The organism is Methylobacterium sp. WL64, assembly GCF_008039945.1.
Classification (GTDB): Bacteria; Pseudomonadota; Alphaproteobacteria; order Rhizobiales; family Beijerinckiaceae; genus Methylobacterium.
Genome location: NZ_VRVA01000011.1, coordinates 34,810 through 47,826, shown reverse-complemented (window position 1 = coordinate 47,826; position 13,017 = coordinate 34,810). Strand labels below are relative to the sequence as shown.

Below are 13,017 nucleotides of genomic sequence, written 5' to 3'. Positions count from 1 at the left end.
TCTTCTGTTCGGATATCGTAAGTGTTTGCCACAGCAACAGTCACAATCTACATCGTGCAAATTACATGCAAGCGACGTTGAGCGTGTGACAACTTGCTCACTCGCACAACAGATCGATGGATGCTTTCAGTGTCTTGGGCAGCACGCCAACACTAAGGAGCACACGACATGCTGAAGCGCGACACACAACAGAAGCTCAACGCTGCCGCTGCCGAGCTGGTGCGCTTGGTTGAGGAACTGAACAGAGATGGTGACCGTGACGGTGCGCTGGCTGCATCCGATGCAGCCGATGCCATCATGGTTGTGCTGGACCTGGACGTGCTCAGGGCACGCGCCGGAGCGTAGCTTCAGGGCGATCGAACCGCCTGGACGATCTGGCATCGCGCTCAGCATTCCGCTGGGCGCGATCCTGTTGCGTGGCCTGGTCCTTGAGCTGGACCTGCAACCGCTCCAATGACCGGGCCTGTCGCTCTTGCGCCCTGGCCATGTCCCTGAGGGCGTTCGTCTCGCGGGTGCTGTCCTGCGCCTCCACCGGAACGGCTGGGGTCAGCATGATCGCGGCGAGAAGGAAGCGAGCGGGCGTCATGCCCTGAGTCTGACCGGGACCGGAGTCGCCGTCTATCACTCGAATGGGGGTTGCGTAGTCCTCCAGAGCCTCAGGCGGCGCATGGTGTTGGCGCCATCATGACCGGGTGGAAGCTCCCGAGGATCCGGCGCTTGTCGAGGCTGGCCAGTCCCTCGAATGCGACCAGGGCGCGTTCCAGGTGAGCCGGATCGTTCTCGCTACACGCCAGAGCGTCACACAGGGCGGTGGTACGGGGTCCGGCGATCATACGGGCGATGGCTCGGAAGGTGCGGCACCGGGCGCGGCGCTCGCATGCATCGATGCTGGTGGCCCAGGGGCCGAACTCGTCTAAGGAGGCCATGGTCACGTTTCTTGTTCTTGGGCCGATGCGATTGTTCGCTTGGTGGCCGGATTAGGGGTTGTGTTAGGCGGCTAGCGGATTTACACAGCTGTCAACGTTCGGTGGTTGCAGTGTGTAAAGGGCGGCTCGGATGGCAGACGGCAGATTTGTTTCCTACCTCCGCGTTTCCACCGAGAAGCAGGGCCGGTCCGGCCTCGGGATCGAGGCACAACGGAAGTCCGTCACCGACTTCCTGAACGGTGGAAGCTGGAGCCTCATCACTGAGGTGGTTGAGCATGAAAGCGGCAAGCGTGCCGACCGGCCAAAGCTCACCGAAGCCCTGCGTCTCTGCCGGCTCCACAACGCCACGCTGGTGATCGCCCGCTTGGATCGCCTGTCGCGCGATGCGGCCTTCCTGCTGAACCTCCAGAATGCTGGCGTCCGGTTCATCGCCGCCGACATGCCGGAGGCCAATGAGATGGTCGTGGGCATCATGGGCATCATGGCCCAGGCTGAGCGGAAGCGGATCAGCACCAACACGAAGCTGGCCCTGGCCGCCGCCAAGGCGCGCGGAGTCCGGCTTGGTGGAGACCGTGGCGTCGTCCCGTCCACTGAAGCTCAGGCCAAGGGTGGCGCTGCCACCAAGGCGAAGGCCATGAACCGGGCCGCCGACCTGGTGCCGGTGATCGCCGCGATCCGGCAGTCCGGCACAACCACGCTCAACGGCATTGCCGACGCCTTGAACGCCCAGGGCATCCCTACCGCGAAGGGTGGGACGTGGAGCGCCACTCAGGTCTCGCGTGTTGAAAAGCGCGCACCCTAGGATCGCGCCGTTGTCGGGTTAGGTGAGAGAGGTTCGTGCGCTCTTGGCTGAGCAGTTCATGCCGGGCGATTGAACGTACCGGAGATCACCAACGACTTCCGATGTTGCCGCAAGCTCAAGATGCGGAACATGCACCAACGAGCCGAACGAACGGATGGGAGAAAGGACCGTATGCGAGGTGGGGATGACTGTCGCGCCACCAAGCGCCTCGATGGGCTCCCGTCCAACCGCAGCCGATGACAGGCGACTCACATTGACGCCGCTCGTCTCACGGTACGTCGCCGTCGCGTCTGCGCTCTGCTGGTAGGTCATCATGGGAGCCTTTTCCATCCCTCAAACGTCCGTTGATCGGTAACGGCTTCCTGAGCGATTGGTGCCGCTGCAATCACGGTCCGTGTGAGGGTTCCCTCGGACACGTACCCGTAGCAGCCGCCCTTCGTGCTTTCAACTAGGCCCCGAACCTCCTGATACTGAGCAACTTGGTTCGTCCCAAGCGTCACTTGAGGAGAGTAGGGTTGCAGTAGTTTTAGCTCGCCGGTGAAACTGTCGATCACATTCTTTAACAAAACGTAAAGATCGACGGAGGGTTTCTCAATGCTGAGTCCCATTGCTGCTGCTTCTCTGCGATTGATTGTGTAGTCATGGCTACCACTATCTGCACAAAGAAAGTCAATGATAGCATTTTTCTTTGTTTCATCGCTAACCTGTCGAACAAGCAGACGATTGGCCAGATACCGAATTTGCTCACGCGATCGGAAAATTTCGCCCAGCACCAAGGGGTGCAACTGCTTAGAAAGGTCCATGAGGACAGCTGCCAGGATGTTTGGATCCTGCACGCCCAGTCCCTTCGCCGCGTCTAGGTAGCCGCGAACTGCTTCAACGCTGACTGGTACGCGCTGAGCCATTCCTCCGGTGTTGACCTGGGGGCCAAGTGCATGGGTCAGGCTTGGGTCGATTGGTCCGAGCGCAGCCTGCTTGGTCATTACCAAGCGATCCGCCCCAAGAGAGATGAGTGTGCCCGCACTCATTGCCTTTAGGGGGATGAGCACTTCAAACTCATCGCAGAAAGTATCTATTAGATTTACGATGCGCCACGCCGAGGCCGTATGGCCACCGTTCGTGTGTAGGATCAGAGAAATCTTGCTCGTTGGTCCGATTTCATCCAAAAGTTCGACAAATAGATTTACGCAGTCTGGGGCAATCTGCGTTTCCATTCCAGTCCGGTCGCTCGTCACGAAAGTTATGACTTTCGAGCCTCGCTGCTTTTCGATGCGACGGTAAAGCTTCTGGCGTGCGGCGAAATTCATGATCGTTCTGGGCTGCCACGGTCCATTCCGGATGAATGTCGCATCTCCAACGGTCAACGACGGCCGTCCGGCAGGCGCACGCTTTTTGGTCGATAGAAGCTGAAATGACACAACCTGAAGGATGCACGATCGGCGGGGAAGGTGCCCCGCCATCCTTGCTTTAGGCCGGTGTGGAAGCGGCGTTCACACCCTGGCAGTCCTTCCACGCCCGGCCGGTCTGTCGGCAGTCCTGCCAGTCGAGAAGGTCACCGATGCGCCATCCGAGTTTGCGTATGGAAAGCTTCAGTGGCTCTGGGATGGTCCCCGCGGCCTGCATCCGGCGAAACGTCTTCTCCGAGACGCCACAGTACGCGGCAGCGTCTCGCGTGCCGATAATGCGGCGTCTGGCAATGTCGGGCGGCAGGCTTTGCAGAATGGTCATGTGAACTCACAATTGGTCATTGGAGTACACAGCTGGGTAATCCTACCAAATTTCGCAATGTTGTAGTTTCGCATCAAGTAGACATGTCTGCGAAAATTAGCAGAGATGCCTACTGTTCGAGGGGTGGGATCATAGGCCAACCCATTGAAAAGCATGTCACAGCAACGCGAAAACAAATTTTTCCCACCGCTCAAGCGCGTCACGCCTCTCCGGCAAATATTTGGCCCGATTGTAGATGCCCGCGACGCCCGCCCGGTGGCCAGAGACGTGGCTCAGCACCGCTTCCACGATGTGGGGCAAGATGCCGATGCTGTTCATGCCGGTGTCGGTGGTGCGACGCAGATCGTGCTGCGTCCATTTCCCGACCGAGCTTCCTAGGCGCTTGTCCATCGCCTTCTTCGCCTTGCTGAAGCCGGAGAATGCCCCCTCCCCCGATCCGAACACAAAGTCGCGTCCGGCTTGCTCTGGCACCTCAGCAAGGATGGCCAGCGCGGCGGCCGGCAGCGGCACGTCATGTGGACGCCGGTTCTTCATGCGCGCAGCCGGGATGTCCCAATGGCCGGTGGCGCGGTTAATCTCTGACCAGCGCATGCCAGCTACTTCGCGAAGGCGCAGTCCGGTAAGAATGAGCAGGCGGACGATCCGGCCATAGTCATCGTCTCGGCACTCGCGCCATACGGCGACTAGCTCAGCGTTCGTGAGGACCCTCTCTCGCTTGGTCGGCACGGTGGCCTTGTTCGCGTTCGCAGCCGGGTTCGCGTCCACCAGCCCGTCGCGCATCGCCCATCCGAAGAAGGTTGAGAGGATCGAGAGCGCACGGTCAGCGGCATGTGGGCTGTCCGCTGCGATTTCCCGGTGTCGGATGGCAATCTCGGCCTTGGTGATCGCCGATAGCGGTCGGTCGTGAAGCGGCTGCCAGTGATTGTTGAGGTGGTTCTTAATGCCGTAGATGGTGGCGCCACGCCGGCCCTGGGCTTCTTTGTGCGCGACATAGCGGTCAATGAGGCTGCCAAACGTGACGGCAGCTTGCGCCCTTGCCTCTCGTCTCGCCTTGGTCGGATCGCCTCCAAGTGCTGTCTCGGCAAGCTTCTCACGGGCAGTTCGACGGGCTGACGCCAGATCGATGCTGTTGGCAGATCCAATGGTATGGAGGCGCGAGTCTCCACCCGACCGCGGAGCCCGGATCACCCAAGAGCGATTTCCGCTGGCTCGGATGCGGATGCCGAACCCCGGCACCTCAAGATCCCAGGCCGTTCGTTCGGACTGGCCGTTTCGGAGCGTTAAAGCGGCGACGGCTGTCTTGGTGAACCGGATGACGTTTTCAGCTTCCGCCCGACGTGGCATAACGGCATCTCCCATGGCCTTGGGGGTGCAGTGGGGGTGCAACGAAGCGACCCTTTCTGACCCCGTATGTCCATGCGAGTGAGGTGGTATCCGGAAAAAAACAAGGGATTTCAGTGAATGAGCTGCACCCCGGCTACCTCTGGCCACATCCACTACGTTTTTGGTAATGAAGAGGTCGACAGTTCAATCCTGTCTCGCAGCACCAGAATTTCTCCTGACTGACTGATCGTTTCAAGGGTACAGCGGGCTCTCGCTGCGCCGATCCTCGGGTTTGCTTGAAGGATCGCCGGAAAGGCGTCGTCGAGCCTGTCGGCTGCCCGTGGCGCCTAGGATGGCGCGCCGTTCCATCCGTTTGGGGATGATGCAGGATTGAACACGACGGCCCTCTTCACGATGCTGGGTATCGTCCTCGGCTGGGTCGTCCTGGCCGGGGCCGCGCTGCTGGCGGGCCGGATCGCCACTTTCGCGTTCATGGTCCTGACCGTGGTTGCGCTGTTCCTCTATGTGCCCTGGGTCAGGCTGCGCGCCAGCGGGATCGAGGGCTCGAGTCGGCCGGTCCGGTTCTGGACGAATGTCGCGATGCTGGTGGTCAGCCTCGCGGCGGGCCTCGCCTTCGCGGTGATGCTGGCCCGGCGGATGGGGTTCTTGTAGCCGGAGGCCCACGAGAGCGTCCTCGGACGGCTATCTCGAAGTGCCGCATCGTCCCATCGGGGGCATCGGAGTCTCTGCGTCTCCCGCAGGACCAGCAGCGACGCCGGACGCCGAACCGAGCCGGCGCCCGATCGCCTCAGTGCTTCGTCAGGCTGTCGAGGGTTTCGTTCTGCCCGAGCGTGTCGGAGAACCGTCCGAGACGGCTCAGGGTCGGCTCGTTCAGGCCACCGGCATTGGCGAAGGTGGCCAACGCGATACCGACCAGAAAGCTGGCTTCCTCGGCGGTGACCGCGCGACCGCTCAGCGTACTGGCCGCCCCGCGTACGGCGAGCACGGCCTGCTGGAACGCGGGGTCGTTCTGCAGCTCCGCCAATCGGGTCATCTGAGGCTTTCTCCTGGATCACGTGTGTTTTCTGCGGCGTCACCGGAGCCTTTGGACCCATCGGCGGGGATGGTTCAAGGGGTGCCGCGCCTGTGTCCCGGAACCGGGACGATGCCGGCGGCGCTGGTCTGCGTCGAAACCGGATAATCGACCCTCATAAGCGTCACGGTCGGTGTGTTTCACATCATGGATCAAGGTTTCCATCCGGCCGGCTGACGATCCGCAACGGATCGAGATCGCAAAGACCGAGCCGTCCTGACGGTTGCTCGGGCCCCGCGGCACCGCAGGCTTTGCCCCCGGACACCGGGGCCGGGGTCACGGCCGGTAAACCCTTCGGCGTGAGGATAGCCGGGCTACCATCAGGCACAGGATCGTTGTTCCAGCATGTCGTCACGCGTGTTGACTTACGGGACCGCCGCGCTCCTCGGCGTTCTGCTGCTGCCCTGGCCGGCGGCGGCGCGGATGGGGGTCTCGCCGGCGGTGCGCACCTGGCTGTCCGGCCTCGTCACCCGGATCGACGCGGTCGATCGCGCCGATCGGCACGCGAACACCCGCCGGGCAGCCGGCACCGTGTTGGTGCGGATCGAGATCGCCGCCGACGGTTCGGTGCGTCAGGCCGAGATGGAGCGCAGTTCGGGCTCCCGCGGGCTCGACCGTCGGGCGCTCCGGGCGGTGCAGGGGGCGAGCCCGTTCAGGGCGCCCCCGGTCGAGCTGCTGGCCGAGGACGGGGTCGCCGACCTCAGCGTTCCGGTGCAGTTCGGGCGCTAGAGCATCGTTCCGAAAGGTGGCCGCCGGCTTTCGAAACACGACGATGCGCCGAGCCTCGGCTTCGGAAACCCGTAGTTTGCGACGGTGCGCGGCGCGTCCTGAAACTTTTGTCGAATCGCCTCCGTTCGCGTCTGCAACCACAAGGCGCGTCCGGGAGGTTGATGGTGAGAGACACATTCGCGCGGCTGCGCCGGGAAGAGACGAAGCGGCCGCCCCTGCCCCTGGTGGTCTCGTGGCTGGCGGTGTCGGTCGGGATGTGGGTCGTGATCTACGCCTATTCCGGCCGCGTGATCTGGACCTGGTGATCGGGTTCAGCGATCGTCGTGACGGCTCGCGCCGACAAACGCTCCGATCAGGTAGCCGGACTGGTGGGCCGCCAGATAGGCGAGCAGCACCAGGACCTTCACGGCATCGATCGTGGACGTCAGTGCCCAGAGGGGCAGGCATATCAGGGCGATCAGCACCGAACTCGCCACGACAGCCGGGGCCCGATAGAGCCAGCCTTCCAGAATTCCTGCTGCGCATAAGAGGGCCGCGATAAGCAACAAGCAGCACCCTGTATGGCGTAATAGTAAGATTTATAGCTCAATCCTACGCATGTTGCTATATTAAGCCTCTTAAATTCGGTTTCGTGCGCGCGACGCATATTTTTCCTGGCCGGTCACGGCAGCACCAGGCCGGAGACGCCGTAGATCAATGCCGCGACCAGCGCCGCCGCGGGCATCGTGACCACCCAGGCGATCACGATGCCCTGGGCGATGTTCCAGCGCACCGCCGAAACCCGCCTGGCCGCACCGACTCCGACGATCGCCCCGGTGATCGTGTGGGTGGTGGAGACCGGGATCCCGAACGCGGTGGCGGCAAACAGGGTGACGGCCCCACCGGTCTCGGCGCAGAAGCCCTGCATGGGCGACAGCCGGGTGATCTTCGAGCCCATCGTGTGGACGATGCGCCAGCCGCCGAGCAGCGTGCCGAGCGCCATGGCGGTTTGGCAGGACAGCACCACCCAGAGCGGCACGTGGAACGCACCGCCCTCCTCCCCGTGGGCGTAGAGCAGCACCGCGATGATGCCCATGGTCTTCTGCGCGTCGTTGCCGCCATGGCCGATCGAGTAGAGCGAGGCCGAGACGAACTGCATCCCCCGGAACAACCGGTCCACCGCGTGAGGGGTCGAGCGCACGAAGATCCACGATACCGCCAGCATCAGCAGCAGCCCGAGGCCGAAGCCCAGGGCGGGCGAGAGCACGATGGCGGCGCTGGTCGCGATCACGCCGGGCCAGACGATCGCGCCGAGGCCCGCCTTGGCGATGCCGGCCCCGAGCAGGCCGCCGATCAGCGCGTGCGAGCTCGAGGATGGGATTCCGGCGTACCACGTGATCAGGTTCCAGCTGATCGCGCCGCCCAGGGCCCCCAGGATCACCCGGTCGGTCACCATGTCGACATCGACGATGCCCGACCCGACCGTGCCGGCGACGTGCAGGCCGAAGATCAGGAACGCCACGAAGTTGAAGAACGCCGCCCAGATGACGGCGTAGCGGGGCGCGAGCACCCGGGTCGACACGATGGTGGCGATCGAGTTTGCGGCGTCGTGCAGCCCGTTCAAGAAATCGAAGACCAGGGCGACGGCGATGAGGACGATCAGGAGGGTCACGCGGCCGGCTCAGACATGCTCGACCACGATGCTGCTGATCTGGTTCGCGACATCCTCGAACCGGTCCATGACCTTCTCCAGGTGGTCGTACAGCTCGGACCCGACCACGAAGGCCATGGGATCCTGCCGGGAAGCCTTGAACAGGGCCTTGAGCCCGGCATTGTGCAGGTCGTCGGCCCGGCCTTCGAGCTGGATGACCCGCTCGGTCAGGGTGTTCAGGACGGTCGCGTTCTCGCCCAGCGCCCGCAGCTTCGGCATCGCCTCGGCGGTCGCGGCGGCGGCCTCCTGGATCACCGCGCCCATCTCGCGCATCGACGGCTCGAAGGCGGTGACCTCGAACAGCTGCACCGTCTTGGCGGTCTTGAGCATCTGGTCGATGGCGTCGTCCAGGGAGCCGACCAGGGCCTGGATGTCGCCCCGGTCGAACGGGGTGATGAAGGTCCGCCGCACGGCCAGCAGGGCGTCCCGGGTGATCGTGTCGGCGGCATCCTCGTGGTCGGCGATCGCCTGGCAGGCCACCGGGACGTCCTGGGTGCCATCGAGCAGGGCCCGGAGCGCGGCCGCGCCGCCGACCAGGGTGGCGGCATGGCGCTCGAACAGGTCGAAGAACCGGTCTTCCTTCGGCATCAACGCACGAAACCAGCCCAGCATGTGACGTCCCGGTTCGAGGATCAGTATCCGTGCAAGCTCGACTGCCAGATACGCCTAGCATGGCGATCGGCGGTTCGCATCAGCCGGCACCGGTCACGCCCTACATTCGGGCCGCTTGCGTCATTGATCATATCGATTTCGATTATCGATCCTATCTGTTTGGATCATGACGCAGTGCAGCGTAGATAGTGCCTCGACACCGGGCTTCGGACCCGGACAGCAAGAGGTATCCCCCCATGACCACGCGTTCCTTGATCCTGGCCGCCCTGGCCTCCATCCCGATGATCGGTTCAGCCCTGGCCGATGAGGCCATCAACCTGACGCCGCCGCTCTACCGGGAGCAGGCCCGGGTGATCTCGACCACCCGTCCCGCGACCGAACTGGCGACCACGCCGCGCCTCGTCCCGGCGGCTCAGACCACCACCCGTGTCGTCACCGCTACCGCGATGCCGACCCGCTGATGCGGGCCGGACGCCTCCCGGCGCATCTTCACGGCGCATCGCTCAGACGCATCCCGGAGCCCCCAGCCCTGCTCCGGGATGCCGCCGACCGAGCGCACCACCCCTGCGCCCGGCGGGTGCCGGACCGGCGGCCCGGGATGAAAGATCCCCAGGCCGCATAGGCGCGCGCCCCCATAAGACCCAGTCGGAATCGCGGATCGACGCGCCTGACAGGGTGCGAACGGTTGCAGTGCAAAACGCGATGCCGCGTCGGCGGTCCGCCCGACAGTGCAGGCTTCGTCCCGATACCGAACTCGTGCACCGCCCCGACCGCCCATGATGTCGGCGCCCCCCCGTTCCTGCGCGCGTTCCCCGGTCGATCGCATGAAATGCGGATCCGCCACGGCGACGGGCTCGCTGTTACCGGCCGGGCTCCCCGGACCGGTGCGGCCCGATTGGTAGGTAATCGATCCTTGGCCCTTCTCGGGCTTGCGCCAACCGGCGTCCGGAGGCCGGCCACCGGCGGCTTCTGATCGTCGCCCCTGCGGCTTCGTGTCGAACCCCCCGAATCCGCTTCGGATCCGCTCCGCTCGACCTGGGCCCGGCGAAATCCGAGCTGGGCAGGATCCGCCCATTCCCAGCCAAAGCGAAGTCCCGCCGCGATCGCACGCCGGTCATTCCGCGCGGACCGGCCCGCAGGATAACCCGCTCTCAACGCAGGATTTCATCCGCTGAGCGGGGCTTCCGGACCGGCTATCCCCGGCAACACCCATCTTCATTCCGACAGGTCTCGGGCGGACCGGGAATAGGACGACAGGCTTGTGCGCGGTATGGCTCGACAGCAACTGTCAATCCCGAATGCAGCATCGAACCGAGCTGATCTTCATAGGCCGAAAACGGGATCTTGAATGCTGCACAAATACAAATCTTGACAGCAGCGCAACCACGTACGTAATGTTTCCACAGTGTTAAATTTAGGAAAAATAGCTGAGTAAGTTGCCCGGCCACTCGGGTGGCTGACGCGACGTAGGCAAGTTCTCTTGTGCTGCGATGGATCAATCGCGCCCTGCTGCAAGTCTGGGGAAACATTCATGGTCGACTTGACCGGTTATAAACTAACCTTCGACGAAGAGTTTAACACCCGCAGCATTTCACAGACCGGCGCGGGGACCACCTGGGCCGATATCCGCGCGCAAGACCGTGGTGACGCGAATGCCGATGTCGGGTTCGGCCACTCGTCCTTCGTGGACAAGGGGTCTGGCTACGACCCGTTTCAGCTCCAGGACGGCGCCCTGTCGATCACGGCGGTCCCGGACAGGACTTCGTCGGGCGTGCCGGGCAGCTGGGAATCCGGCCTGCTGACGACCCAGGGCAATTTCTCGCAGACCTACGGGTATTTCGAAGTCCGGGCCGACTTCTCCGAACAGGTCGGCGCCTGGGACGCGTTCTGGCTGCTGCCCAACCAGCAGAAGGCCGACCCCTACAACGCGGGCCAGCACCAGGAGCTTGACGTCGTCGAGCGCTACGGCGACAGGCCGAGCACCGTCTACAGCACGATCCACACGACGGATCAGACGCCGAACATCCCCTGGCAGCAGAACCGCCAGGTCACGAGCGTTATGCCGGACCAGACCGGCTATCATACCTACGGCATGAACTGGCAGGCCGACCGGATCAGCTTCTACGTGGACGGCCAGATGACCGGCTCGCAGGCGACGCCGTCGGATCTGCACAGCCCGATGTACATGCTGGTGAACCTGGCCACCCAGGGGGGCGGCAGCAACAACGCCGATCTCGCCGGCGTGCCGATCAGCTCGAAAATCGACTACGTCCGAGCCTATTCGAACGATCCGACTGCAGCCGCCGTGAAGCGCGACACCGTGTCGAGCCCCGACGGCCGGGATCCGGGCCTGTACGGCGCCGCCGCGGCAACCTCGACGAACACGACGACAGCCGCCGCGACCACGGCAAGCGCGGCGAAGGGCACGACGAGCACGGCCACGAGCGTGGCTTCGTCGGCAGCGTCGGCCACCAAGCCGGCGACCGGTTCGACCACCGGCACGGCATCGGGAACGACCAACCCGACGAACGGCTCGGCCGCCGCGCCGACGACGAGTTCCACGGCCACGATTGCCGCGACCCCCAAGCCCGCCGTCTCGACGGCGCCGACCGGGACTGCCTCCCCGTCGAGCGTCAGCCCGAACGGAGGCGTGTCCCCCGCCGCCGCACCGACACCGGCCGCTCCGACGACGGGGTCCGGCGCCTCCACGCCGTCAGCCGTTCAGAACCCGCCTGTCGGCGCGTCTTCGGGCTCGACCAACGCCACACCGGGAACGAGCGCGCCCACCGCCAGCGCTGCGCCCACGACGGCCTCATCGACGGCTCCATCGGCGGTCCCTGCCGCAAGCACGACCCCCACGACGGCGCAAAGCAGCGCCCCGGTCGCATCGACCGGCACTGCTCCGAGCGCGATCGGCAGCGGTGCGAACGGTGCAACGCAGGCGTCCACCGCGAGCGCGCCGCCGCCGGCTGCAACCTCCACGACGAGTGCGAGCGGCTCGGCGACTCCGACCACGGGTTCCACCGCCGCGTCTGCGCCGGCCAGCACCGGGAGCGGAACCGGCCCGGCAGGCGGCAGTGCGACGACGGGGTCCCCTTCGACCACCCTCAGCGCAGCACCTGCCGCGCCGACGCCGAATGCCGCCGGCACGACGCCCTCGACGGTGACCGCGAGCGCGCCGACCAGTGCCGCTTCCAGCGCGGTGAGCAGCACGAGCGGCGGATCGCACACGACCGCGAGCGCGCCGTCCCAGACCGCCGCGGAGACGACTCACTCGGGTGGTGCGACCCATTCGGGCGGTGCGACTCTTGCGGCCACGGGTTCGGCTCCCCCTCCGACCACCGTCGGCGCAGCGCCTCAGGCCCCTGCCCCGACGACGAACTCCGCGGGGACGGCGAATCTGTCCGCGTCCCCCGTGTCGGGTCAGTCCGCGGCCGCCTCGACAACGCCGGCAAACGGCATGGCCCACACGCCGACCGCAGGACCGAGCGCGGCGGCCCCGGCGGCCCTCGACACAACGGCAGTGACGACCCCGCCCGGTGGGTCCGGCGCAAACGGTGTCGCGAGCCCGGCAAGCGTAGTCCCGGTGGCGAGCAGCGCCACCGCGCAGCCGGCCATGGCCACCGCTCCGACCAATTCGGCCTCGACGGTGGCACCCGGCTCCGGCGGTACGGCGCGGCCGGTGCTGGGCAGCGCAACCCGTTCTCCCGCCGGCACGCAGAACCCGTACCCGCCGACCGGCAATCCGATCGCCGCCGCGCCGACGGCCCCCATCAATCCGGGCAGCGTAACGAGCGTGTCCCCAGGCGCATCCGCGGGCGCCACGAGCCCGCAGGGTCCCGCCGTCCCGGCGGTGAGCAAGGCTCCCACCTATGAGACGTTCTCCGTCCCCGAGAGCCAGCGGAAAGCCGCGATCGCCCTGATGGCCAAGATCAACAAGGGCGAAGCCAGCGCACCCGCGACCACCGACTGGTTCACCAAACTGTCCAACATCCTGATGCACCTCTGGTAGGCGCCGCTTTCGAACGCGGTTTCGGAAGGCGCCTGCGAGCGCCGGCCGCTTCGCTCACCGGGACCTGCGGATGTCCGCAACCGGCGGGATGGTGCGTGGCGT

16 protein-coding genes are annotated in these 13,017 nt (G+C 64.9%); 7 read left to right on the top strand and 9 right to left on the bottom strand.

Going from position 1 to position 13,017, the window contains the following annotated elements:
- Window positions 1-168 precede the first annotated feature (168 nt).
- Complete coding sequence (locus FV242_RS34425; RefSeq protein WP_187278362.1) at window positions 169-345, top strand: hypothetical protein; 177 nt, start codon at window positions 169-171, stop codon at window positions 343-345.
- Window positions 346-656: 311 nt separating this feature from the next.
- Here the strand turns inward: FV242_RS34425 and FV242_RS08250 are convergent, their stop codons facing one another.
- Entirely contained in the window at window positions 657-926 is a 270-nt protein-coding gene (locus tag FV242_RS08250; protein ID WP_147938590.1) for a hypothetical protein, read from the bottom strand.
- Between the two features lie 130 nt (window positions 927-1,056).
- Here FV242_RS08250 and FV242_RS08245 point away from each other — a divergent pair, with 130 nt between their 5' ends.
- Window positions 1,057-1,728 (top strand): recombinase family protein, encoded by a 672-nt coding sequence (locus FV242_RS08245; protein WP_147938589.1) that lies wholly within the window; start codon window positions 1,057-1,059, stop codon window positions 1,726-1,728.
- Between the two features lie 18 nt (window positions 1,729-1,746).
- On the opposite strand, the gene FV242_RS08240 is transcribed toward FV242_RS08245, so the two are convergent.
- The 4 genes from FV242_RS08240 to FV242_RS08225 all read right to left on the bottom strand — a co-directional run bounded on the left by FV242_RS08240 (window position 1,747) and on the right by FV242_RS08225 (window position 4,800).
- Window positions 1,747-2,043, bottom strand: coding sequence for a hypothetical protein (locus tag FV242_RS08240; RefSeq protein ID WP_147938588.1), 297 nt, complete (start codon window positions 2,041-2,043; stop codon window positions 1,747-1,749).
- Entirely contained in the window at window positions 2,040-3,035 is a 996-nt protein-coding gene (locus FV242_RS08235; RefSeq protein WP_147938587.1) for a serine protease, read from the bottom strand. The genes FV242_RS08240 and FV242_RS08235 overlap by 4 nt, the downstream gene beginning before the upstream one ends.
- A 160-nt stretch (window positions 3,036-3,195) precedes the next feature.
- Complete coding sequence (locus FV242_RS08230) at window positions 3,196-3,456, bottom strand: AlpA family transcriptional regulator (protein ID WP_147938586.1); 261 nt, start codon at window positions 3,454-3,456, stop codon at window positions 3,196-3,198.
- 156 nt (window positions 3,457-3,612) lie between these two features.
- Complete coding sequence (locus FV242_RS08225) at window positions 3,613-4,800, bottom strand: site-specific integrase (protein ID WP_187278361.1); 1,188 nt, start codon at window positions 4,798-4,800, stop codon at window positions 3,613-3,615.
- Window positions 4,801-5,169: 369 nt separating this feature from the next.
- Between FV242_RS08225 and FV242_RS08220 the strand changes: the two genes are divergently transcribed.
- Entirely contained in the window at window positions 5,170-5,451 is a 282-nt protein-coding gene (locus tag FV242_RS08220; RefSeq protein WP_147938584.1) for a hypothetical protein, read from the top strand.
- 136 nt (window positions 5,452-5,587) lie between these two features.
- On the opposite strand, the gene FV242_RS08215 is transcribed toward FV242_RS08220, so the two are convergent.
- Window positions 5,588-5,833 (bottom strand): hypothetical protein, encoded by a 246-nt coding sequence (locus FV242_RS08215; RefSeq protein ID WP_147938583.1) that lies wholly within the window; start codon window positions 5,831-5,833, stop codon window positions 5,588-5,590.
- 384 nt (window positions 5,834-6,217) lie between these two features.
- On the opposite strand from FV242_RS08215, the gene FV242_RS08210 reads away from it, so the two are divergent.
- Window positions 6,218-6,601 (top strand): energy transducer TonB, encoded by a 384-nt coding sequence (locus FV242_RS08210; protein WP_147938582.1) that lies wholly within the window; start codon window positions 6,218-6,220, stop codon window positions 6,599-6,601.
- 164 nt (window positions 6,602-6,765) lie between these two features.
- Window positions 6,766-6,906, top strand: a complete 141-nt coding sequence (locus FV242_RS34420; RefSeq protein WP_187278365.1) for a hypothetical protein — start codon at window positions 6,766-6,768, stop codon at window positions 6,904-6,906.
- Window positions 6,907-6,912: 6 nt separating this feature from the next.
- Here FV242_RS34420 and FV242_RS35375 read toward each other — a convergent pair whose 3' ends face one another.
- The 3 genes from FV242_RS35375 to FV242_RS08195 all read right to left on the bottom strand — a co-directional run bounded on the left by FV242_RS35375 (window position 6,913) and on the right by FV242_RS08195 (window position 8,903).
- Complete coding sequence (locus tag FV242_RS35375; RefSeq protein ID WP_246692358.1) at window positions 6,913-7,065, bottom strand: hypothetical protein; 153 nt, start codon at window positions 7,063-7,065, stop codon at window positions 6,913-6,915.
- A 197-nt stretch (window positions 7,066-7,262) separates the two neighbouring features.
- On the bottom strand, window positions 7,263-8,252 hold the full coding sequence (locus FV242_RS08200) for an inorganic phosphate transporter (RefSeq protein ID WP_147938581.1): 990 nt from the start codon (window positions 8,250-8,252) through the stop codon (window positions 7,263-7,265).
- Between the two features lie 9 nt (window positions 8,253-8,261).
- Entirely contained in the window at window positions 8,262-8,903 is a 642-nt protein-coding gene (locus FV242_RS08195) for a DUF47 domain-containing protein (RefSeq protein ID WP_147906992.1), read from the bottom strand.
- Between the two features lie 236 nt (window positions 8,904-9,139).
- Between FV242_RS08195 and FV242_RS08190 the strand changes: the two genes are divergently transcribed.
- Together FV242_RS08190 and FV242_RS35155 are read left to right on the top strand one after the other, a co-directional pair.
- Window positions 9,140-9,364 carry a hypothetical protein gene (locus FV242_RS08190; RefSeq protein ID WP_147906991.1) on the top strand — a complete coding sequence of 75 codons (225 nt, stop codon included), beginning with the start codon at window positions 9,140-9,142 and terminating at the stop codon, window positions 9,362-9,364.
- A gap of 1,070 nt (window positions 9,365-10,434) precedes the next feature.
- Complete coding sequence (locus FV242_RS35155; protein ID WP_210248925.1) at window positions 10,435-12,915, top strand: family 16 glycosylhydrolase; 2,481 nt, start codon at window positions 10,435-10,437, stop codon at window positions 12,913-12,915.
- Window positions 12,916-13,017: the final 102 nt, after the last annotated feature.

Bases quoted from the DNA above. Each gene is read 5' to 3' on its own strand.
- FV242_RS34425 (WP_187278362.1), top strand. From the start codon at position 169: ATGCTGAAGCGCGACACACAACAGAAGCTCAACGCTGCCGCTGCCGAG.
- FV242_RS08245 (WP_147938589.1), top strand. From the start codon at position 1,057: ATGGCAGACGGCAGATTTGTTTCCTACCTCCGCGTTTCCACCGAGAAG.
- FV242_RS08250 (WP_147938590.1), bottom strand. From the start codon at position 926: ATGGCCTCCTTAGACGAGTTCGGCCCCTGGGCCACCAGCATCGATGCA.
- FV242_RS08235 (WP_147938587.1), bottom strand. From the start codon at position 3,035: ATGAATTTCGCCGCACGCCAGAAGCTTTACCGTCGCATCGAAAAGCAG.
- FV242_RS08230 (WP_147938586.1), bottom strand. From the start codon at position 3,456: ATGACCATTCTGCAAAGCCTGCCGCCCGACATTGCCAGACGCCGCATT.
- FV242_RS35155 (WP_210248925.1), top strand. From the start codon at position 10,435: ATGGTCGACTTGACCGGTTATAAACTAACCTTCGACGAAGAGTTTAAC.
- FV242_RS08195 (WP_147906992.1), bottom strand. From the start codon at position 8,903: ATGCTGGGCTGGTTTCGTGCGTTGATGCCGAAGGAAGACCGGTTCTTC.
- FV242_RS08215 (WP_147938583.1), bottom strand. From the start codon at position 5,833: ATGACCCGATTGGCGGAGCTGCAGAACGACCCCGCGTTCCAGCAGGCC.
- FV242_RS08210 (WP_147938582.1), top strand. From the start codon at position 6,218: ATGTCGTCACGCGTGTTGACTTACGGGACCGCCGCGCTCCTCGGCGTT.
- FV242_RS08190 (WP_147906991.1), top strand. From the start codon at position 9,140: ATGACCACGCGTTCCTTGATCCTGGCCGCCCTGGCCTCCATCCCGATG.
- FV242_RS08225 (WP_187278361.1), bottom strand. From the start codon at position 4,800: ATGCCACGTCGGGCGGAAGCTGAAAACGTCATCCGGTTCACCAAGACA.
- FV242_RS08240 (WP_147938588.1), bottom strand. From the start codon at position 2,043: ATGATGACCTACCAGCAGAGCGCAGACGCGACGGCGACGTACCGTGAG.